General features: G+C 64.4%; 17 protein-coding genes and 1 tRNA gene. 8 read left to right on the top strand and 10 right to left on the bottom strand.

Annotation, left to right across the window (positions count from 1 at the left end; all coding sequences use genetic code 11):
• Positions 1-51 precede the first annotated feature (51 nt).
• From AC3YMN_RS14260 to AC3YMN_RS14250, 3 genes are all read right to left on the bottom strand, one after another.
• Positions 52-2,358 (bottom strand): SPOR domain-containing protein, encoded by a 2,307-nt coding sequence (locus AC3YMN_RS14260; RefSeq protein ID WP_489890494.1) that lies wholly within the window; start codon positions 2,356-2,358, stop codon positions 52-54.
• A gap of 102 nt (positions 2,359-2,460) precedes the next feature.
• Positions 2,461-4,206 (bottom strand): arginine--tRNA ligase, encoded by a 1,746-nt coding sequence (gene argS, locus AC3YMN_RS14255; RefSeq protein WP_489890493.1) that lies wholly within the window; start codon positions 4,204-4,206, stop codon positions 2,461-2,463.
• Between the two features lie 31 nt (positions 4,207-4,237).
• Complete coding sequence (locus AC3YMN_RS14250; protein WP_489890492.1) at positions 4,238-5,431, bottom strand: deoxyguanosinetriphosphate triphosphohydrolase; 1,194 nt, start codon at positions 5,429-5,431, stop codon at positions 4,238-4,240.
• Between the two features lie 88 nt (positions 5,432-5,519).
• Here AC3YMN_RS14250 and AC3YMN_RS14245 point away from each other — a divergent pair, with 88 nt between their 5' ends.
• The 3 genes from AC3YMN_RS14245 to xth all read left to right on the top strand — a co-directional run bounded on the left by AC3YMN_RS14245 (position 5,520) and on the right by xth (position 7,915).
• The gene (locus AC3YMN_RS14245; protein WP_172122954.1) at positions 5,520-5,867 is read left to right on the top strand and encodes a HesB/IscA family protein; all 348 of its coding nucleotides are present in this window, start codon (positions 5,520-5,522) and stop codon (positions 5,865-5,867) included.
• A 58-nt stretch (positions 5,868-5,925) separates the two neighbouring features.
• The gene (locus AC3YMN_RS14240) at positions 5,926-7,071 is read left to right on the top strand and encodes a serine hydrolase domain-containing protein (RefSeq protein ID WP_489890491.1); all 1,146 of its coding nucleotides are present in this window, start codon (positions 5,926-5,928) and stop codon (positions 7,069-7,071) included.
• Between the two features lie 64 nt (positions 7,072-7,135).
• The gene (gene xth / locus AC3YMN_RS14235; protein ID WP_489890490.1) at positions 7,136-7,915 is read left to right on the top strand and encodes an exodeoxyribonuclease III; all 780 of its coding nucleotides are present in this window, start codon (positions 7,136-7,138) and stop codon (positions 7,913-7,915) included.
• A gap of 6 nt (positions 7,916-7,921) precedes the next feature.
• Here the strand turns inward: xth and AC3YMN_RS14230 are convergent, their stop codons facing one another.
• From AC3YMN_RS14230 to AC3YMN_RS14205, 6 genes are all read right to left on the bottom strand, one after another.
• On the bottom strand, positions 7,922-8,719 hold the full coding sequence (locus tag AC3YMN_RS14230) for a tetratricopeptide repeat protein (RefSeq protein WP_164854771.1): 798 nt from the start codon (positions 8,717-8,719) through the stop codon (positions 7,922-7,924).
• 360 nt (positions 8,720-9,079) lie between these two features.
• Complete coding sequence (locus AC3YMN_RS14225; RefSeq protein ID WP_489890489.1) at positions 9,080-10,087, bottom strand: CorA family divalent cation transporter; 1,008 nt, start codon at positions 10,085-10,087, stop codon at positions 9,080-9,082.
• Positions 10,088-10,092: 5 nt separating this feature from the next.
• On the bottom strand, positions 10,093-12,849 hold the full coding sequence (locus AC3YMN_RS14220; RefSeq protein ID WP_489890488.1) for a valine--tRNA ligase: 2,757 nt from the start codon (positions 12,847-12,849) through the stop codon (positions 10,093-10,095).
• A 123-nt stretch (positions 12,850-12,972) separates the two neighbouring features.
• Positions 12,973-13,743, bottom strand: coding sequence for a PopZ family protein (locus AC3YMN_RS14215; protein ID WP_489890487.1), 771 nt, complete (start codon positions 13,741-13,743; stop codon positions 12,973-12,975).
• A gap of 184 nt (positions 13,744-13,927) precedes the next feature.
• Positions 13,928-15,292 carry a TolC family outer membrane protein gene (locus tag AC3YMN_RS14210; protein ID WP_489890486.1) on the bottom strand — a complete coding sequence of 455 codons (1,365 nt, stop codon included), beginning with the start codon at positions 15,290-15,292 and terminating at the stop codon, positions 13,928-13,930.
• Between the two features lie 129 nt (positions 15,293-15,421).
• The gene (locus tag AC3YMN_RS14205) at positions 15,422-16,075 is read right to left on the bottom strand and encodes a protein-L-isoaspartate O-methyltransferase family protein (protein WP_489890485.1); all 654 of its coding nucleotides are present in this window, start codon (positions 16,073-16,075) and stop codon (positions 15,422-15,424) included.
• Positions 16,076-16,424: 349 nt separating this feature from the next.
• On the opposite strand from AC3YMN_RS14205, the gene AC3YMN_RS14200 reads away from it, so the two are divergent.
• Together AC3YMN_RS14200 and AC3YMN_RS14195 are read left to right on the top strand one after the other, a co-directional pair.
• Positions 16,425-16,664 carry a hypothetical protein gene (locus AC3YMN_RS14200; RefSeq protein WP_489890484.1) on the top strand — a complete coding sequence of 80 codons (240 nt, stop codon included), beginning with the start codon at positions 16,425-16,427 and terminating at the stop codon, positions 16,662-16,664.
• A 5-nt stretch (positions 16,665-16,669) separates the two neighbouring features.
• Complete coding sequence (locus tag AC3YMN_RS14195; protein ID WP_489890547.1) at positions 16,670-17,602, top strand: GGDEF domain-containing protein; 933 nt, start codon at positions 16,670-16,672, stop codon at positions 17,600-17,602.
• Between the two features lie 6 nt (positions 17,603-17,608).
• On the opposite strand, the gene AC3YMN_RS14190 is transcribed toward AC3YMN_RS14195, so the two are convergent.
• Positions 17,609-17,977 (bottom strand): hypothetical protein, encoded by a 369-nt coding sequence (locus tag AC3YMN_RS14190; RefSeq protein ID WP_489890483.1) that lies wholly within the window; start codon positions 17,975-17,977, stop codon positions 17,609-17,611.
• Between the two features lie 49 nt (positions 17,978-18,026).
• Between AC3YMN_RS14190 and AC3YMN_RS14185 the strand changes: the two genes are divergently transcribed.
• From AC3YMN_RS14185 to mobA, 3 genes are all read left to right on the top strand, one after another.
• Positions 18,027-18,100, top strand: a tRNA-Cys gene (locus AC3YMN_RS14185).
• A 135-nt stretch (positions 18,101-18,235) separates the two neighbouring features.
• Positions 18,236-19,390, top strand: a complete 1,155-nt coding sequence (locus AC3YMN_RS14180; RefSeq protein WP_489890482.1) for a benzoate/H(+) symporter BenE family transporter — start codon at positions 18,236-18,238, stop codon at positions 19,388-19,390.
• Positions 19,387-20,016 carry a molybdenum cofactor guanylyltransferase gene (mobA, locus tag AC3YMN_RS14175; RefSeq protein WP_489890481.1) on the top strand — a complete coding sequence of 210 codons (630 nt, stop codon included), beginning with the start codon at positions 19,387-19,389 and terminating at the stop codon, positions 20,014-20,016. Before AC3YMN_RS14180 ends, mobA begins: the two co-directional genes overlap by 4 nt.
• Positions 20,017-20,050: the final 34 nt, after the last annotated feature.

Here is a 20,050-nt window from a genome sequence, read left to right as displayed (position 1 = left end):
CAGCCGATCAAGGTCAAGCGGAGCCGGCCCGCAGCAAGGCGATACGCACGACTAAAGCGTGAAGCAATCGCCGCCGGCCGATTTCAGGCTGGAGCAGAGCTGGTTGGCATCGGCGGTGGAGTTGGCCGGGACGCGAACGCGATAGAAGATGCCCCGTTCGCCCAAATCGACGCGCTGCACTTCGAGATTGGCCCCCTTGAACAGCGGGCCGTACTGGTTGGCGATCTGCAAGGCGCTTTGGCGGGCGGCTTCCTCGGTGCGCTGCGACGAGAGCTGCACATAAGCCGGCGCGTTGCTGAGGGGCGTTGCAGCGCTGGCCTCGATCACGGTTTGCGTAGCCGGGGGCTGAGCGGCAGCCTGCGGCGCCGGTGCGGGGTCAACCAGCGCATTGACCGGCGAAGTTGCGGCCGGTGGCGGCGCGAGGTTGGTGCCGCCCGCCGCAGCAGCTGGCGCTGCAGCGGTTGGCCGGGCGGTGAAAGCGGGACGATTGAGCGGCACTGGCGCGGTCTTGCCCGGGATGGGCGCACCGCTGACGTCAACAGCGGGAACCGTGGAGCCAGGCACAACGGGGGTGACCGGTGGCCCCGCGGGGACTTGCGCCTCGGGAGGGGCGGCAGGCGTTGCAGGAGCAGCGCCGCCCGGCGGAGGAGCGAGACCGGGCGCGGGATCGGCGCCAAGGCTGCCCAGCAGGCTCGGCTCGGCGGGATTGGCGCCCGGAACTTCCGGGACATTGGGCCGGTCCACCGGCAGCATGGCGCTGCCGGCGACACTGTTGTCACCGCTGACAATGGTGCCGTCCGGACGAACCGTAACGGTACGGACCTTGCGATTGACCACGCCTTCAGGCTCGGGCGCAGCTGCCGGGGGCGGCACCTGGGTGACTTCGTTGACATCGGCCTGGTCGCGCGACACCAGCTGTTCTTCGGCGCCGGGCACGACGCCATCGATCTCGTTGAAGATCACCGATTGCTGGGGGGCAGCGGATTCATCGACCGGAGGGGGCTCTTCCTTGACGGGGGTAGCGTCAGCGGTGAGCAGCGGCGCAGGACCGCTGTCGCCGTTATTGCCAAGCACCCAGTAAAGGCCGCCACCGGCCAGCAGGAGCAGAACCAGCGCGACGCCGGGACCAATAAGGGCGCGGCTCCAAGCAAAGGAGCGCGGGGCCCTGTCCGCGCGGTCGGGCTTGACGCGGCGGACGCGCGGCGGCTTGGGCGCACGTTCCGGCTTGGGTGCCCGCTCGGCCTTGACGCGGCGGCCACGGGGCGCGGGTTCAACCGGTTCGGGATCATCCACCCAACCCACTTCCGCCCCGGTGGCGGCGGCAGCGGCGAGGATGGCCTCGTCGGCGCCAGAAACAACGCGCTTGCCCGTTGGCTGAGGCGGCAAAGTGGGGGTCGCAAGGCTGCGCTGCGGTGTCGCGGGCGCGGGCCGAGGGGGCGGAGTTTCCATATCCACGCGGGCAGCGCGCCCGATCAGATCTTCGATGTCCCTGATAGGATCACCCGAGGCGCCGGACTGGGGCGTACCCCGCACCGGCGCTGCGGCAGCGGATGGCAGTTCGCGCTCAGGTGGTGGCGGGCTCACGGGTGCCGGCGCGGGCTCCGGAGTGCGCGACATATTCACCGGCGGCGCGGCCCATTGCGAAGCGGATGGCGGCGGGGCCGAAGGCGTTGGCCGCGTCGCACCCATGGAGGGCTCGATGCGGGCGCCCGATTGTGGCTGGCCCGGCTCGCGGCCGGTCTCGGGCTCGACGCGGGACTGGGTGCCCGGCATCACCACGTCGGGCGCTTGCCCGGGCGAAGGTTCGTCGCGGGTTTCGCCAAACAATTCGGCGGCGATCAGATCGCCAATGGAATCGTGCTCGGGCGTCGGCACGGGATCAGCAGCGGGAGAAGTGGAGGCAGCGAGCGGCGCCGACGCTGCCGGCTGAGCCGGTGCCGTGGGGGTGCCAAAGCCGAAGTCAAAATCAAAGGGGTCGTGGCGCGGGGCCGGCTCGGCTGCGGCGGGCTGCGCGGGAGCAGTCGGCTCCACCGGCTCAGGGGGCGTGGGTGCTGCGGCCTGCGGCCGAGGCTCAAGGCGGAACTGATCGGGCGCGGGCTCGGTGCGCGGTGCTGGGGCCGGGGTGAAGCGGCCGAAATCATAGCGCGACGGCGATGCCGGAGCGGCTGGCGCCGCCGGCACAGGCTGGCTCGGCTCAGGCGCATGGGCGCCCGGTACGCGCACGCCAGCAGCCGACGCAGCCGGTGCGGGCGCAGGCGGAGCGGGTGGAGGGCTGGGCTGGGTCGGCGTGGCATCTTCGGCCATGAGACGCGCGAGTTCAGCGATCAGATCATCAGGGGATGTGGACTGTGCACCCATTGGCTGCGGTTTCGCTGTCGTTATTGGAGCAGCGCCCTCTAGGTTCCTGCAATAGCCGAAGCCCGGCTATTGGCGGCGAGACAACATAGTATTACGCCCGAATTATGAAAGCTCCTCGGGCGCAGACACGCCCAGGATCGCCAAGCCGTTGCCAAGCACCTGACGAACGGCATCAACAAGCGCGAGCCGCGCCAATGACAGCATTGGATCTTCAGCGTTAACAAAGCGTAAGCGCTGGTCTTCATTGCCCTTGGCCCAAAAGCCGTGGAAGGCCGCAGCGAGCTCATGCAGGTAGAAGGCAACCCGGTGCGGCTCGTGGGCAACTGCGGCTGCGGCAACAGAGCGCGGCCAGGCCGCAAGAGCGCGGATCAGCTCGAGATCGGCTGGGGAATCGAGGCGATCAAGCTGGGCAGTCGCGAGCGCTGCCGGTGACACATCCATTTCTGGCAGGTCGCGCGCAGCGGTGCGGAACACCGAGAAGGTGCGCGCATGGGCGTATTGGACATAGAACACCGGATTGTCGCGGGTCTGCTCCTTGACCAGCGCAAAGTCGAAATCCATGGCCGCATCGTTGCGCCGGAACAGGAGCATGAAGCGCACGGCATCGGCGCCCACTTCCTCTACGACGTCGGCAAGGGTCACGAGATCGCCCGAGCGCTTGCTCATCTTGAACGGCTCGCCGTTCTTCATCAGCCGCACGAGCTGGCAGATCTTGACGTCCATATCGGCGGCGCCACCGGACACGGCCTTTACGGCGGCCTGCAGGCGCTTGACATAGCCGGAGTGATCGGCGCCCAGCACATTGACCATGTGCTTGAAGCCACGCAGATATTTGTTGCGGTGATAGGCGATGTCGGCGGCGAAATAGGTGTAGCTGCCGTCTGACTTGACGAGCGCACGATCGACGTCGTCGCCCCAATCGGTAGCGCGGAACAGGGTTTGCTCGCGGTCTTCCCAATCCTCGGGGGTCTTGCCCTTGGGCGCTTCGAGCCGGCCCTGATAGACCATGCCCTGCTCGCGCAGCCATTCGAGCGTGGTGTCGATGTCCCCGCCCTGCCCGTGCAGCGTTTTTTCGGAAAAGAATACGTCGTGGTGGATGTTGAGCTTGGCCAGATCGCCCTGGATCAGTTCGAGCATGGCGACAAGGACGCGATCCTTGACCAGTGCGAGGGCTTCGGCTTCGGGCATGGCGAGCAGCTTGGGGCCGAATTCGGCGGCCAAGGCCTGCCCTACGGGGACCAGATAATCGCCGGGGTAGAAGCCCGAGGGGATCTCGATGGTTTCGCCCAAGGCCTCGCGATAGCGCAGCAGGGTGGAGCTGGCGAGCGTGTTGATCTGGCTGCCGGCGTCATTGATGTAATATTCGCGCGTCACCTCAAAGCCCGAATAGGCCATGAGCGAGGCCAAGGTGTCGCCAAAGACCGCGCCCCGGGTGTGGCCCACATGCATGGGGCCGGTGGGGTTGGCCGAGACATATTCGATGTTGACCTTTTCGCCCTTGCCCAGGGTCGAGCGGCCGAAATCGGGGCCGAGCTCGGCGACCGAGCGCAGCACCTGGAACCAGATGGCGGGGGCGAGCCGAAAATTTATGAAGCCGGGGCCGGCCACTTCAACCGAGTTGACGTCGGTATCGGCCTGGAAGTGCTCGACGATGGCATTGGCCACTTCACGCGGATTCTTGCCCAGCGGCTTGGCCACGATCATGGCGGAATTGGTGGAGAGATCGCCATGGGCGGGATCGCGCGGCGGCTCCACGACGATGCGCGCCAGCAGCTCGGGGGCAAGATCGGGATAGAGCGATGCCAAAGCATCGGCCACTCGTGCGGCAAAGAGCGCGAAAACGTCCATGATTCAACCTGACAGGGAATATAGGGCCGGGTTAACGGAATTCCGGGCGAGCGTCAAACAGCCGGGCATATTCATCGAGGGCATAGGGGTCGGTCATCCCGGCGATGAAGTCGGCAGTGACGCGGGCAAGCTCGGCCTGAGTCGGCGCGGCGGCGGCGAGAGTGCCCCAGCGCTCGGGAAGATCCCGGGTCGCAAGATAATGATCAAAGAGGGCCGCGACCACGTCTTGGCTTTGGCGCACTGGCGCCATGACGCTGGGGTGACGATAAACCTGCTCGAAGAGGAATTGCTTGAGGCCCTGCACCTGCGTCGCCATGGCTCGGGAGAAGTTGACAAGGGTCGTGCCGGCATGGCGCACATCCTCGGCGGTCTCGATCCCCGCGGTGGCGATATTGGCGGAGGACGCGGCGATAACATCCTCGATGCTGGAGGTGATGAGGCGGCGCTGCACTTCATGGGCCTGGCGCTTGGGGCTTACCTCGGGATAGCGGGCGCGCACTTCGGCGACCATGGGGCCGACCAGGGGAACGGGCGCGAGGGCATCGAGGGTTAAGAGGCCGGCGCGCAGGGCATCGTCGATGTCGTGGGCGTTGTAGGCGATGTCGTCAGCGACGGCCGCCGCCTGGGCTTCGAGCGAGGCGAAGGTGGACAGGCGCAGATCGGCGCTGGCGGGCAGATCATCGAGGCCAGCGGGCAGGCCCTCAAGCGCATATTTGCCAAAGGGGGTGCCATCGGCATTGATGAGGGGGCCGTTGTGTTTGAGGATGCCTTCCAGGGTTTCCCAGGTGAGATTGAGCCCGTCATGCTCAGCATAGCGGTTTTCGAGGCGGGTCACGACGCGAAGCGCCTGAATGTTGTGGTCGAACCCACCCCAGGGCGCCATCTTGCTCTGCAACACCCGTTCGCCGGCATGGCCGAACGGGGTATGGCCCAGATCATGGGACAGGGCGACGGCTTCGGCGAGGTCTTCGTCGAGCCTCAGGGCCCGGGCGATGGAGCGGGCCATCTGGCTGACCTCGAGCGTGTGGGTCAGCCGGTTGCGGAAGTGACGGCCCTCATGGTGCAGGAACACCTGCGTCTTGTGCTGCAGACGGCGAAAGGCGGTGGAATGGATGATGCGATCGCGGTCGCGCTGAAATTCCGAACGGGTTGGACTGGGCCCGGTGCCGTAAAGACGGCCTAGGGATTGTTCGGGTTTGGAGGCATAGGGCGCGGTGTCGCTCATCGGTGATCGCAGGGCTCTTTCCAATTGGCCCAAAGGTTCCTATTTTAGCCTGACCGTTATGTCCCCCTAAAACGGCATGGAATCGCAAATGTCAGCTATCGCCCTCGCTCCGGAAGTTGTGCTCACCGATCGGGCCGCCAAGCGCGTGTCGCGCATCCTCAGCAAGGAGCCGGACGGCACGGTGCTGCGTATCTCGGTCGCCGGCGGGGGCTGCTCGGGCTTCCAGTACGAGTATAACCTCGTGCAAGAACAGCCCGCGGCCGACGACGTCGTGCTGCAAAAAGGCGATGCGGTGGTACTGATCGATGCCATGAGCCTTGAATTCATGGGCGGCGCCGAGATCGACTTTGTGGACGATTTGATCGGGCAAGCGTTCCAGATCCGCAATCCCAATGCCGTGGCGTCCTGCGGCTGTGGCACGAGCTTTGCCGTTTAAGCACTTGCGATTGAGCTGATTTCGCGGTGATCGTTTCTTCCTCAGGGGGAGAATCGATGTGCCAATAGCCGAACGCCTCGACGCCACGATCAAGCGCGCCATCAGCGACAATCGCATTGTCGGGGCTGTGGTGATCGCCAAGGAGCGTGGACAAACCATCTACGAGAACGCGCTGGGGCTGGCCGACCGGGAGGCCGAGCGCCCCATGGCGCTCGACACCGTGTTCCGGTTGTCCTCGCTGACCAAGCCTATCGTTGCCACAACGGCGCTGGCGCTGGTGGATGCCGGGCTGCTCGAGCTTGAGGCGCCGGTGAGCCGGTATCTCCCCTATTTCCGACCAAAGCTCGCGAGCGGCGAAGGCGCCGAGATCACGATCCGGCAGCTGTTGACCCACACATCGGGGCTCGGGCGCGAATATGTGCTGTCGGAGACTGATCTGGCGGAGTCGGCCGTGCAGGCGGTGGGAGGCAATCGCTGGCACTTGTCCCTGGACGAGAACATGGAATTGCTTGCCGGCGTGCCGCTGCCCTTTGCGCCCGGAGCGGGCTGGGCTTATGGCCAATCCACCGATCTGTTGGGCGCGGCGGTGGCGCGGGTCACGGGAACGACGCTGGGTGAGGCGGTGGCGCGCCATGTGACCGGACCGCTGGGCATGAGCGACACGGTGTTTCTGCTGCCGCAAGGAGAACCGCGGCTGGCGGCGGCGTATGCCGACAATCCCGAGCATGGCGAGCCGCCGGTGCTGATGGGCGATCCCCATAGCGTCCCCAATCCCGCCGGTACGCTCACGACATTCTCGCCCGGGCGCATCTTTGATGCCAAGGCCTATCATTCCGGAGGCAGCGGGATGGCCGGCACGGCGCCCGACTTCATGGTGCTGCTCGAAGCCCTACGCACCGGGGGCGGTGAAGTGATCAAGGGGGAAACCACGGCGGCGGGGCTGGGCAACCAAACGCCGCAACTGGAGCATGCGAGCGGGCCGGGCTGGCAGTTCGGCTATTTCGGGGCGTATCTGGTTGATCCGATCGCTGCCGACAGCCCGTGTGCCGTGGGCACGATGCGCTGGGGCGGGATTTATGGGCATAGCTGGTTCATCGATCCGGTGGCGGGGCTATCGGTCGTGGCCATGACCAATACGGGGCTCGAGGGCAGCGACGGGATTTTTCCCCTCGATATCCGCGACGCCATCTATTGGCCGACCTGAGGGCGGTTGCGGTGCGCGGCGTTGCGGACTAGCTTTCGCGCGCCCGCAAGGAGTTGACCATCGCATGCGCATAGCCACCTGGAACATCAATGGCATCAAGGCTCGTTTGGGGCTGCTGCTGCAATGGCTGGAGCAGGAAAAGCCCGATATTGTCTGCCTGCAGGAGATCAAGAGCGTCGACGAGGCTTTCCCGCGCGCCGAAATCGAGGCGCTGGGCTACAATATCGAGACGCATGGACAAAAGAGCTGGAATGGCGTCGCCATCCTGTCACTGATGCGCTTTGATGAGGTGACGCGCGGCTTGCCGGGCGATGACGAAGACGAGCAGGCGCGGCTGATCGAGGGTGTGTTCTCGGTCGCGTCAGGGGCCATTCGCGTGTGCAATATCTACCTGCCCAACGGCAATCCGGTGGATAGCGAGAAATTCCCCTACAAGCTGCGATGGATGGAGCGGCTGACGGCCTTTGCCGAGGAGCGGCTCAAGCTCGAAGAACCGTTTATAATCCTGGGGGACTATAATCTGATCCCCGCCCCCATCGATGCGCATCACCCGGAAAACTGGTGGGGCGACGCGCTTTACCGGCCTGAAAGCCTTGAGCGGTTCCGCACGCTGGTCAACCTGGGGTTCACCGATGCCCTGCGCGCGATCACGGCCGAGCCGTCCTATACGTTCTGGGATTTCCAAGCCGGCGCCTGGCGGCGCAACCACGGCATCCGCATCGATCACCTGCTGCTGTCGCCGCAGGCTGCCGACCGGCTCGACGATGTGGTGGTGCACAAGGATGTGCGCGGCTGGGACAAGCCGAGCGACCATGTGCCCGTGGAAGGCTGGTTTACCTTCTAGCGCCGCTCAGAACGAGGCGAATTGCGGGGCAACGCTGGCGGCCAGTGAACCGGCTTCGGCGCGCTGCTCGGGCGTTGCCACCGACATGGCATTGCTGACCAGTTTGTTGACCCAGACCTCGTCGGCCGTGCCGGCGACCCGGGCCTGCGCCAGGGACAGCCACATCAAGCCTTCGACCTGCTGGGGCACGAGCCCGGCAACGCCGTGGAACAGCAGATCGCCCAGATGGGCCTGAGCCGCGCCATGGCCCTTGCGGGCGGCCAGCGAAAACCAGCGGGCGCTTTGCAAAGGGTTCAGGCCCAGTTCATTTTCATCGAGATACAACAGGCCAACGCGATATTGCGCATCCGCATCGCCAAAATAGGTGGCGGCATGGAGGAGCAAAGCATGGGAGCGATCGGCGTCGGCCTTGATACCGGCATCGGGCAAGCCGTCGCGGAAATAATCGCCGATCTTGACGAAGGACTGCGCGACGATGTCGGACTCCACGCCCTTGGGGGCGGCATCGGCATGCTGGTTGGCAATCTGGGCGAAATAGCCAAAGGCCTTGACCGGATCCCGGGCGACGCCCTCGCCGTTCTCATACATGGTACCAAGCTGCCACATGGCCATAGGCTGGCCAGCGGCGGCCGCATCCTCGAGCGCGGCGACGAGGTCGTCGCCCGACACACCGCCCCCTGCCCCGTCGAGCATCTTGGCCATATCCAGCGCTGCATCTGCCGCAGTCTGCGCCTGCGCGGGTACCAGCATCGCCAAAGCGAATACCGCGCCCATCGCGACGGAGATCAGGGAATGTTCCCCCATGATCCGCATCTCACTCCTTTCGCCCACTCCAAGGTGGACGTCGTCGAACCATGGCCCGAAACCGCGGACCAATCCCCGCATGCTGATCAACTGGGAACCGCGATCCCCTAGGTCAACGCCCATGCCTGTCATGACTTGCTTCATACCCAAACATTGTGGCGGGAAATGTCGCTAAATCGTTGCATGACGATGTTAATGCAGTGAATCAACTGCGCTGTTGCGCAATAAGCACAAAGCAGGAATGCGCCTAATGCTTGCTGAGCAAAATCGCATGTGTTTGGAAGCAGTAAGGTCGGGTGGCGCAGAGTTTGATTCAAGCCCTTGTGCCGCGGACAAGCAGGCTCTCGGAGCGAAATCGGACTAGAGCCAGCGCCTTCTGCGCATCCACCCAACAATCACCAGCGCCAGCACCAGGAGCATGACACAAACGCCCCAAAAGGCGTGGGCACTTTCGGAGAAGGGAATGCCCGCCACATTCATGCCGAGCACACCGGTGAGCAGCGTCAGTGGCATGAAGACCGCCGTGACGGCGGCAAGAATCAGCATGGTGTGATTCATCTGCTCGGCGCGCGCGTCGGCCAGTTGCTCATGGACCAGAACAGCACGCTCTGAAAGGGCGGCGAGCTCCTCGCCAATTCGCCCGGTTCGTCCCGAGGCTTCGCGCAGGCGCAGGCGGTCCTTGGCGGTGAAGAACGAGAGGTCCTCGATTTCGAGCGTGTTGAGCACGTCGCGTTGCGGCCAGATCAAACGGCGAAAGCTGATCAGGGTACGCCGCAGATGCGCCAGCCGGCTACGCGACTTTGCCCCATTTTCGGAAAGCAGCTTTTCTTCAATCTCGTCCAGTCGTTCGGCAAGGCGCTCAACCAGCGGCTCCAGCCGATCAGCGGCCCGCAGACCCAGCCGCGCAATCAGGTCCGCCGGGCTGAGGGGAGCGTGGTGAGAGGCTTCCCATTTGGACACACCAAGAAAGTCGATGATGTTGAGTTCGGAGGCGATGATAACGCGGCCGCGCTCGATCCATAAGGTCAGCAACTGCCGGCCGATATCCTCCGGCTCGGCACCAGGCCGGGCGACCCGCAGGACGACCAGCGCCTTGTCTTCCAGCACCGTGCAGCGGGTGCGGGTGCTGGGCGTCGTCAGCAGGCCGGCATTGAAGTCGCCGAGGTCGGATTTTAGCCAGGCGGCGAACTCGGGCGACTTGGGATTGCCCGAGATCAGCTTGAAACCCCGGCTTGGCACCATTGGCTGGTCGCTGCTGGGGCCTTGGCGGCCAACCCCTCCCTTGCCGTCAAAGACGAGCACCGTGCCCACGCCAACCAGACCGTTCTGGATGGCGCGGGCCGTCGGCTCGGGAGGCTGACCATCCATCGCGGTCAGCTGAGCCGCTGCAGGGCGTCGCCGATGCGGCTGCGGCGATCGGCGGCCGCCTGGCGACGGGCCTTTTGTTCATCGATTACCTCTTCGGGCGCCTTGGCGACGAACTGCTCATTACCCAGCTTCTTGTCGATCTGGGCGACTTCGGCGTCGAGCTTGCCGATTTCCTTTTGCAGGCGGGCCTTTTCGGCGGTGATGTCGATGAACTCGGCCAGGGGCAGCGCCCAGGTGGCTTCGCCCACGACGAACTGCGCCGATTCGCCGGGCACGTTGCCTTGCGGGCTGATGGCCTCGAGCCGCGCGAGGCGGGTGATGAGGCTGGTACCGGCCACGAGGCGGCGCAGCGTGGTGTCGTCCGCGCCAATCACAGCCAGCTGCAGCTTGGCACTGGCGGGCACGTTCATCTCGCTGCGCACCGAGCGGATATTGGTGATCACCTCGATCAACCAGCTGAGCTCGGCATCGGCCGCAGGATCTTCGAGACCATCGAGCTCAGGCCAGGTCGATAGGATCAGCAGGTTGTCGCGCGAGGGGCCGAAAGCGCCCGTCTCCGCCCACAGCTCTTCGGTGACGAAGGGCATGAAGGGGTGCAGCATTTTGAGGATCTGGTCGAGCGCCCAGGCGGCCGTGGCGCGGGTTTCGGCCTTGGCGCCCTCATCGGTGCCCATGAAGACGGGCTTGGCGAATTCCACATACCAGTCGCAGAAGGTGCCCCAGACAAAGTCATAGGCCGAGTTGGCGGCTTCGTTGAATTTGTAGTCCTCGATGCCGCGGCGCACCGCAGCGACGGCACGGGCGGTGGCACCAACGATCCAACGATTGAGCGGGAGCGTAGTGGCCTTGGGATCGTAACCCTCGACCCGGCGGCATTCGTTCATCTCGAGGAAGCGCGCGGCGTTCCAGAGCTTGGTGACGAAGTTGCGATAACCCTCGACGCGGTTGATCGAGAGACGGATGTCGCGGCCCTGTGCGGCCATGGCCGCGAGGGTGAAGCGGGTGGCGTCGGCACCATATTGATCGATGAGCTGCAGGGGGTCGATGACGTTGCCCTTGGTCTTGCTCATCTTCTGGCCCTTTTCGTCGCGGACCAGGGCGTGCATGTAGACGGTGTGGAAGGGTTCTTCCTTGAGGAATTCGAGGCCCATCATCATCATGCGGGCGACCCAGAAGAAGATGATGTCAAAGCCCGTCACCAGCACATCGGTGGGGTAGTAGCGCTTGAGCTCGGGAGTTTCGTCCGGCCATCCGAGGGTCGAGAACGGCCAGAGGGCCGAAGAGAACCAGGTATCGAGCACGTCTTCGTCGCGCTTGATCGGGGTGGGCGCGCCATAATGGGCGTCGGCCTGGGCCTGGGCTTCGGCTTCGCTCGAAGCGACAAAGGCGTGGTTGTCCGGGCCATACCATGCGGGAATTTGGTGACCCCACCAGAGCTGGCGCGAGATGCACCAGGGCTTGATGTTTTCGAGCCAGGCGAAATAGGTGTTTTCGTATTGCTGGGGCACGAATTTGGTGCGGCCCTCGCGCACGGCGGCCAGCGCCGGCTGGGCGAGGATATCGGCCTTGACCCACCACTGGTCGGTCAGGAAGGGCTCGATGACGACGAGCTTGGATTTCTCGTCATGGGGCACCATGATCTTTTTGTCCTCGATGTGATCGAGGCCACGAGTGGGATTTTCCTCGGCGAGCGCGGCGAGATCAGCGACGATGCGCTTGCGGGCGTCGAAACGATCCAGGCCACGATAAGCGGCGGGGATGAAGGGCTCATCGACGATGGCGCCGCGCGTCGTAAAGACGTTGATCTGTTCGAGGTTGTTGCGAACGCCGACCTCGAAGTCGTTGAAATCGTGGGCGGGCGTGATCTTGACCGCGCCGGTGCCGAGAGCGGGGTCGGCATATTCATCAGCAACGATGGGGATGCGTCGCCCGACCAGCGGCAGATCGACGAACTTGCCGACGAGATCGGCATAGCGCGGATCTTCGGGATGCACGGCAACGCCAGCATCGCCGAGCATGGTTTCGGGGCGGGTGGTGGCGACGATGATGTAGTCGCGCGTTTCCCATTCGGTGGGCTTGCCCTCTTCGTCATGGGCAATGGGGAACTGATAGGTGACGCCATCGGCGAGCGGATAGCGCAGGTGCCACATATGGCCCTTGATCTCGATATTCTCGACTTCGAGGTCCGAGATCGCGGTTTCGAGGCCCGGATGCCAATTGACGAGGCGCTTGGCGCGATAGATGAGGCCGCGCTTGTGCAGCTCGACAAACACCTTGGTGACGGCGCGCACCATCTGGTCGTCAGCCGAGCCATTATCGCCCATGGTGAAGCGTTCGCGGCTGAAATCGGCTGACGCGCCCAGCCGCTTGAGCTGGTTCATGATGGTGCCGCCTGACTCGGCCTTCCATTCCCAGACGCGCTCGATGAACTTTTCGCGCCCCATGTCGCGGCGGTTCATCTGCTTGGCGGCCAACTGGCGCTCGACGATCATCTGGGTGGCAATGCCGGCATGGTCGGTGCCGGGCTGCCAGAGGACATCCTTCTTGAGCATCCGGTTGAAGCGGATCAGGATGTCCTGGATGGTGTTGTTGAGCGCGTGCCCAATATGGAGCGAGCCGGTGACATTGGGCGGGGGAATGACGATGGTGAAAGTTTCCGCACCGGGTGCGGCCCCTGCCCCGGCGGCAAAAGCGCCAGCCTCGAGCCATTGCTCGTAGATGCGTCCTTCAACGGCGCCGGGCTCATAGCTCTTTTCAATCATAGCGTCACTCGCAACAACAATGACCCGCCAGTTCGCACTGAGCGGGCCGTCTCTAAATCTGTCGGTGTATCAACCAAATGCGCGCCGGATGGTCAACAGCGGCGCGCGCAAGGGTGCATCAACTTACTCGCCGCGCGAAACGCGGGCAATCTCGCGCTCAACCATGCGCTCGACCACGGCGGGCAGGTTTTCGTCCAGCCACTCCTTCAACATGGGGCGGAGCATGTCGCGCATCAAGGACTCGATGGTGAGCCCGGCATTGCCAAGGCCAATGGCGTTGAGCTTGGTGATGGAGCCGCGCACAGCAGCCTTGGTGGCGGGCCCAAGCAGTTCTTCGGCGAAATCGCTGCTGAGCGTGGGATCGGGCAAGGCTGCAGCCTGGGCACTTGGCGCCGCGGGCCGCGGCGGCTCGGGCACACGTACGGTTTCGGCACGAGCGGGCTCAGGCGTGGGACGTGCATCGGAGCCAGGCACACGCAGCGGCGCAGCGGTCGCAACCGGGCGTTCCTCGGGTTCCTCGGGCTCAAAGCTTACGGGTTCGGGTGCGGCCAAGGGGGCCTCCTCTTCGTCTTGAGCATCGTCCTGGCGAACGGACGGCGTTTCAGCGAGCATGCTCTCGAAGCTGAACGGGGATGGGGCCTCTTCGGTTCGCTGCTCGATGATCTGGGCGGGGGACAGGGCCAGGGGCTCGGCGTCCTCGAACTGGTCATCAAGGTCGATGGGTGCGGGGGCGCTATAGGCTCGCGCGAAAGCGGAGGCGGGCTGCATTGGCGCGGGCGCGGCCTGAGCCGAGGAGCGTCGCGGAAGCCCCGCCGCATCATCATCGGCGATGATCTGGCGGATGGACGACAAGATCTCGTCCATGGAGGGTTCTTTGGGTGCAGGCTTGTTCATGATGGGCCTCTCGCTTGCGCTGGACGAGGGCTGCTCGCCGGCGCAGCCGCATGATTCGTCAACAACACATTAACTCCGGGCGCAGCGATGGGGAATCACCCGCGAGGCCGCCCGGAGAGATGTCCCCTAAAAGTTGTGGCCGAGCACTGCCCAGCCACCAGAACTTGTTGCGATGCGCCTGGACCTACTCGTCCTTGACGACCCGCAGCTCCTGCCAGACATCTTCCACTTCCTGAGTGTAGTTGACGGCAGTCTTGGTTTGCACCGGCAGGCCAAGATCGCCCGCGGTCAGGCGACCGATCGAAGCGAGGAGCGAGAAGGTGGCGATGACCTTGCTGCTCGAAGCATTGATCAGTCCTTCGCGGGCGCTGATCAGTTCGGCCTGGGCATTAAGGACGTCGAGCGTGGTGCGGGTGCCAAGATCGCGTTCCTGGATCACGCCATTGACCACTTCCTGGCCAGCCGAAACGGCGGACTGGGCCGCCTGGATCTGGGCATCGGCATTCTGGATGCCCGCCCAGGCCGAAATCACGGCTTCACGGATCTGGTCATAGATGGACATGGCGTCAACTTCAGAGCGGATCTGATCGAGGTTGGCCTGGCGGACGCCCGAACCCAGGGCACCACCGGCATAGATCGGCACGCTGATGTTGAGGCGCATCTGACCGCTGACGGCTTGGGGAGTGCCTTGTCTGGAAGTGCCATCGCTGGCGCCGATGCTGCCGGTGACATCGATCGTGGGACCAAAGGCACCCTGGGCGGCATCACTGCCAGCCTGGGCGGCGCGGATCGCAGCCTTGGCGGTCAAGATAGCGGGGTGACCGCTTTCGGCTTCGGCAATGGCAGACTGCAGCGAATTGGGGATCAGCCGGGCAAAGCTGTGCGAGCTTTGCAGGTCCCGGGGCGCCTGGCCGACATAGCGCTGGAAGGTGGCTTCGCTGACTTCAAGGCTGTTGACCGCGGCCTGATAGGCGGCCTGACCCTGCGCCAGACGCGCATTGGCCTGGGCAACGTCGATCCGGGTGCCCTCGCCCACTTCGAGCCGATCGCGAGCCGAAGACAGCTGGGTGTTGTAGAAGTTGACGTTTTCCTGGCGCAGGCCGACCAGCTGGCGGTCGCTCAGCACCGACATATAGGCCTGCACCACATTGAGCAGCACGTTCTGCTCGGTGTTGCGGATCTGGTATTCTGCAGCCTCCGCACCGGCGCGCGCCGCTTCGATCTGCGCTTCGGTCTGGAAGTTGTCGAAAAGGGTCTGGCTGTAGGACAGCCCGGCATTCAAGGAGGTGCTGTCCTGGAACTGGCCGCCTGCAATGCTCCAGTTATAGGTGCCGTTGACCGATGCACCGATGGTGGGGAGCTTGCGGGACTTGGCCTGGACGATATTCTCGGCCCGGGACTTGGCGTCAAGCACTGCCGCCTGCAAATCGGGCGCATAGGAATATGCTGCGGTCAGCGCCTGGGTGATGGACTGCGCCTGCGCGGCGGTCCCACCCATTGCCAATGCAATAGCCAAGGCGCTCGCGGTTAATCTAACGCGTATGCTCATCGCGCGCCTCCAATACTCAAAAAAACTGTACGCTGCACAGCCGCGGCAAACAACCGGCGGGCAAGAGCTAGCACGACAAGGTGCACGAATCGTTGAAACTCGTGCTTTGAACGCAACACTCCAGACACCTCAAAACACGAAGTTTTCTTCGGGTTTGGCGAGCCAGAGCGGCGGCAAATGGGCGTTGAACTCGGCCCGCGCGGCGACGTTGCTGCCGGTGCGAACAAAGAGGTGGGCTACCGCCACGCCTCGATCGCGAATCAAGGCGACCATGCGCCCGTGATCACGCAGCAGCGGATAAAGGTTCTGGGGCGCGGCATCGAGCGTGCCCTCAACGATGATGACGTCGAAATCGCGCCCTGATAGCTGTTCGGGTCCGCCGGCCAGTATCTCAGCATTGGTAATGCCAAGCTCACCGAGGGTCGCGGCAGCCAATTGTGCCAGGCTCTCATCCTCCTCCAGACCTACCACCGAAGCGGCAAGGCCAGCCAGAACTGCAGCCGAGTAGCCGGTGGCACAGCCGATATCGAGCACAGCGTCCCCTGGCTGGACGTCGGCAAGCTGGGCCATGCGGGCAAAAGTGAGTGGCATGGAAAGGAAGCGCTGGCTGTTTTCGCCGAGTGGCTGGATGTCATCGATATAGGCGACCGGCTGGCGCTCGGGCGGAACAAACAGTTCGCGCGGCACGTGGCCCATCTGAGCCAAAAGGCGCCGGTCCACCACGCTGTTGGTGCGCAGCTGATTCTCCACCATCTGCTTGCGCGCGCGTTCGTAATCGGTCATCGGCTCGACGTCCTGGCAGGTGATATGCCGGACGTGAATATCCCTGCCTCGGACCGCTGGCAAGCCGCTGGTTTTAACCACGACCGAAAGAATGGTTAATTTTTAGTTAATGTGTCCGGATCGAGCCGTTGCGCCACAAGGGACCCCGCAGGGGAAGCGTTCCAGAGCTTTGGCGAGACGCTACTGTCCGCACCTAGGTGAGCTCAGGGGGCCAGGGAGAGTATACAGCCATGCACAGTGCAGATGAATTGTTAAGGGTAGGAACAATCCAACCAATCAACTTAACCCTTTCTTGGTGACGGTGCAGCGACATGGTCCAGGCCCGCGTTCAGGAAGTGAGTTCGCAGTTGTGACCGGTGAGTTCATTTTCGCGCTGTTGAACCCAGCATTATCGGCAGTTTTGGGGCTAACCTTCCTGCTGCTGTGGCGCCTGCGACCCAACCACGATTACCTTTGCGTTCTGGCGCTGGCCTTTGTGTGCTGCGGAGCGGCCTTTGTCTCCAATGACTTCCTGCAACACTGGGAGGGACCGGGGCTTCGGATCGCGGTTAATCTGCTGCTCACGGTAGCCGTGGTGCGCTTTGTGTGAGCGCCATGGTGCGTGTTGGCGCCCCGGTGCCGGTTGCGGCCTTTGCCGCCACCAATATGCTCGGGGCGGTGTTGTTCCTGTGGTTCTTACTGGTTGCCCCCTCAACGGAAGGGCGCATCTATACGGCAAACACCACCCTGGCGATCATGGGTGCCGTGACAGTATGGCAATTGTTGCGGGCGACACCCAAATCAGCGGTGGACTGGTTGTTTGTCGGGCTGGGTGGGCTCCTGGTTACCCTGGCACTGGCGCGCCCGCTTGCCACCGTGGCGCATGCGCTCGACACCAATGCGGGCGGCTCGCTGCAGGCCTCCGATTATTGGGCGACGGTGCAGGCCATGACCCCGGTGCTCGCCACCACGACGGCCCTGGCATTCTTTGCCGCCTGGACGGTGCGGGCGCTGAGCGAGTTGCGGATGGAGGCCGACCGCGACCACCTGACCGGATTGCTGAACCGGCGGGGATTTGATGCCGGCGTGCACGCCGCAATGGCGGCCCCAGGCGCGGGACGAGCCCAGGCGGCAATCATGCTGGTCGACATCGACAACTTCAAACAGGTCAATGACAGCTTTGGCCACATTGCGGGCGACAAGGTGATAGCGGCGGCGAGCAGGGTGCTGGCCAGCTTCGGGCAGACCCCATTGGTGGGCCGGACGGGGGGCGAAGGATTCGCTTTGTTCTTTCCCCAATGCCAGCGCAGCGAGTTGCTGGCGATTGCCGAATCCATCCGCGCCGCATTTCCGCGGGTCCAGATCGCGGGCATGCCCGACGACTATCCCCTCAGCATCAGCATTGGCATCCACACAAGGCACCAGTCCGAGCCACTCTCGGCCATGGTGGCAAGCGCGGACGAAGCGCTTTATCACGCCAAGACCAGCGGCAAGAACCGGGCCATGATGGCTCCAATCGCGCTGAAAACCGTTGCCGCCGCTGGGTAGCGGAAGTCACCTGTCATCGAACTGAAGCACAAGGCCGCGGCGAATGCCGTGGTCGCAGACCAGGCGAGACACCATCGCCCGCTCCTTGTCCGCCGCCTTCATCCGCTCCATGGCCAGGCTCACGGCCCGCGACACCGGCAGTACCGGGTGCCTGGAGTTGCGCTCCCGCACCGCCGCCGTGATTGAAGTCTCGACAATGTTGGAGATTTCTCTGCCGTTCATCGCTGCGCTCCGCTGTTGCAGGATACCGGACGAGGGAAACGCGGTGGCGCGCGGTTCCGCAGCGGCCACGAAGTTCAACATCTCTTGACCCGCGGATGCAGCGGCGGCACCGGCCAGTTGACTGCTAATCGCGAATGACGAGCGAAATTGCATCAGCGCTCTTGCGCAAGCCAAGGGGCTAACTTAGAAACCTCGCCGGTGAGGCCACGTGGCGGAGTGGTGACGCAGCGGATTGCAAATCCGTGAACCCCGGTTCAATTCCGGGCGTGGCCTCCAAATCATCATCCCAGGAGCCCGAGCAACCGGCGCCTTGTTGCGGCGCAGCTTGGGCGGTCGCCACTGGGAAGAGCAAGCGTGTCCACCAACACATCAACACAAGACACTGGCTGGCGAATCTATCTGCAGCCAATCATGGCTGGCGCGCTCGCGGCGGTGGTTGGCTATGCCAGCACCTTTACCGTGGTGCTGGCGGCGCTGACCGCAGCCGGCGCTTCGCCCCAGCAGGCCGGATCGGGGCTGTTTGCTGCGTGCCTGGTGATCGGGGTCCTCAACATTGTGGGCAGCGCAAGGCTGCGCGTGCCGGTGAGCTTTGCCTGGTCAACACCGGGCATGGCGTTCTTGCTGACGGCGGGGGCGACCGAGGGTGGGTTCCCGGCGGTGCTGGGCGGGTTCATGGTGGCAGCCGGGCTGATCGTGCTGACGGGCCTGTTCAAACCCCTGGCGCGGCTGGTGGGCGCGATTCCGGCTCCGATCGCCAACGCCATGCTCGCCGGCATGCTGCTGCCGCTCTGCCTGGTGCCGCTGACCGCCGTGGCGGAACTGCCGGCGCTGGCGCTGCCGATTCTGCTGGCCTGGGTGGTGGCGCTGCGTTTTGCCCGCCGCTATGCGGTGCCGATTGCCGTGGCGGTGACGGCGGTCATGCTGGCGGTATCGACGCATCTGGCGCCCGGCTCGCTGGACGGGACCTGGCCTGCCTTGCTGCCGTTGATGCCGCACTTTACGCTCGATGGCGCGCTGCGGCTGGGCCTGCCACTCTTTATCGTCACCATGGCGTCGCAGAATCTGCCCGGGCTCGCAGTGCTGCAGGCCAATGGCTATCACCCGGCGCCCGCGCCATTGTTCACAGTGACGGGGCTGGCCAGCGCCGTTTCGGCGGTGTTCGGCGGGCATACTGTTAATCTGGCCGCGCTGACTGCGGCGATTTGTGCCGGCCCCGAATCCCACCCGGAACCTCAGCATCGCTGGCCCGCGCCAATCGCTGCGGGTGTCGTCTACCTGTTTCTGGGTTTGGCCGCGAGCCTGGCGGCGGCGTTCATTGCCGCTTCGCCGCCCTTGCTGATTCAGACGGTGGCAGGCCTCGCACTGCTGTCGAGCCTCGTGGCGGCGCTGACTGGGGCGCTGGCGGAGGAAGAGGTGCGGCTGCCGGCAATGATGTGCTTCATCACCACGGCTTCCGGCATCACCATCGCCGGACTTGGCGCCCCGTTCTGGGGTCTCGTCGGGGGCATCGGCATGCTGGTGCTGCTGGGCTGGAAGCTGAACCGCAACACAGCGACGCGCTCATGAGCCTCCCCTTCGGCGTCATCATCGCCGGGGGTGCAGGGCAGCGGCTGGGTGGGGTGCGCAAGGCGGAACTGCGCGTCGGCGGGGTGCGCCTGCTCGAGCGGGTGGCAGCCGCGTTCGGGCCTGTCGCTGCGCCCTTGTTGATTGCGACAGGGCCTCATCGAGCGCCGGCTCCGCTGCCGGACGGGGCGCTCGCCGTCCCCGACCTCCCTGCCCCGGTTGGCGGCCCGCTGGCTGGGCTGGCGGCTGCGGTGGCAGCACTGAAGCAAAGCGGCATCGAATCGGGGGTGCTGGTGTCGGCACCGGTGGATACGCCGTTTTTGCCGACCGGTTTTGCCCAGGTGATAGCCGATGCACTGGGGCAGGCAGAGGCGATCTATGCAAGGCATGGGCAAGACTTCTACCCGCCGATTGCCGCGTGGCGGCTGGAGGCGCTGCAATCGCTGCCCGGGGATGTTGGCAGGGGCTGCGCGCCAGCCAGCCTCAAGGCGCTGCACCGGCAGCTGGGTTCGGCGGAACTGGACTGGCCGGCGGGGGAGAGTAATCCCTTCATCAACATCAACACCCTAGCCGAGCTGCTGGCGGCCGAAAAACGCGAGCGCCAACATAATCCACCGCAAATTTCGTGAACTGGTGGCTTAGGGGGTTGGCAAACCAAATCAC

It is taken from the genome of Devosia sp. Z11_6, from assembly GCF_058133665.1.
Note: the sequence above shows the minus strand (reverse complement) of the source record. Positions and strands in the feature narration are given on the sequence as shown.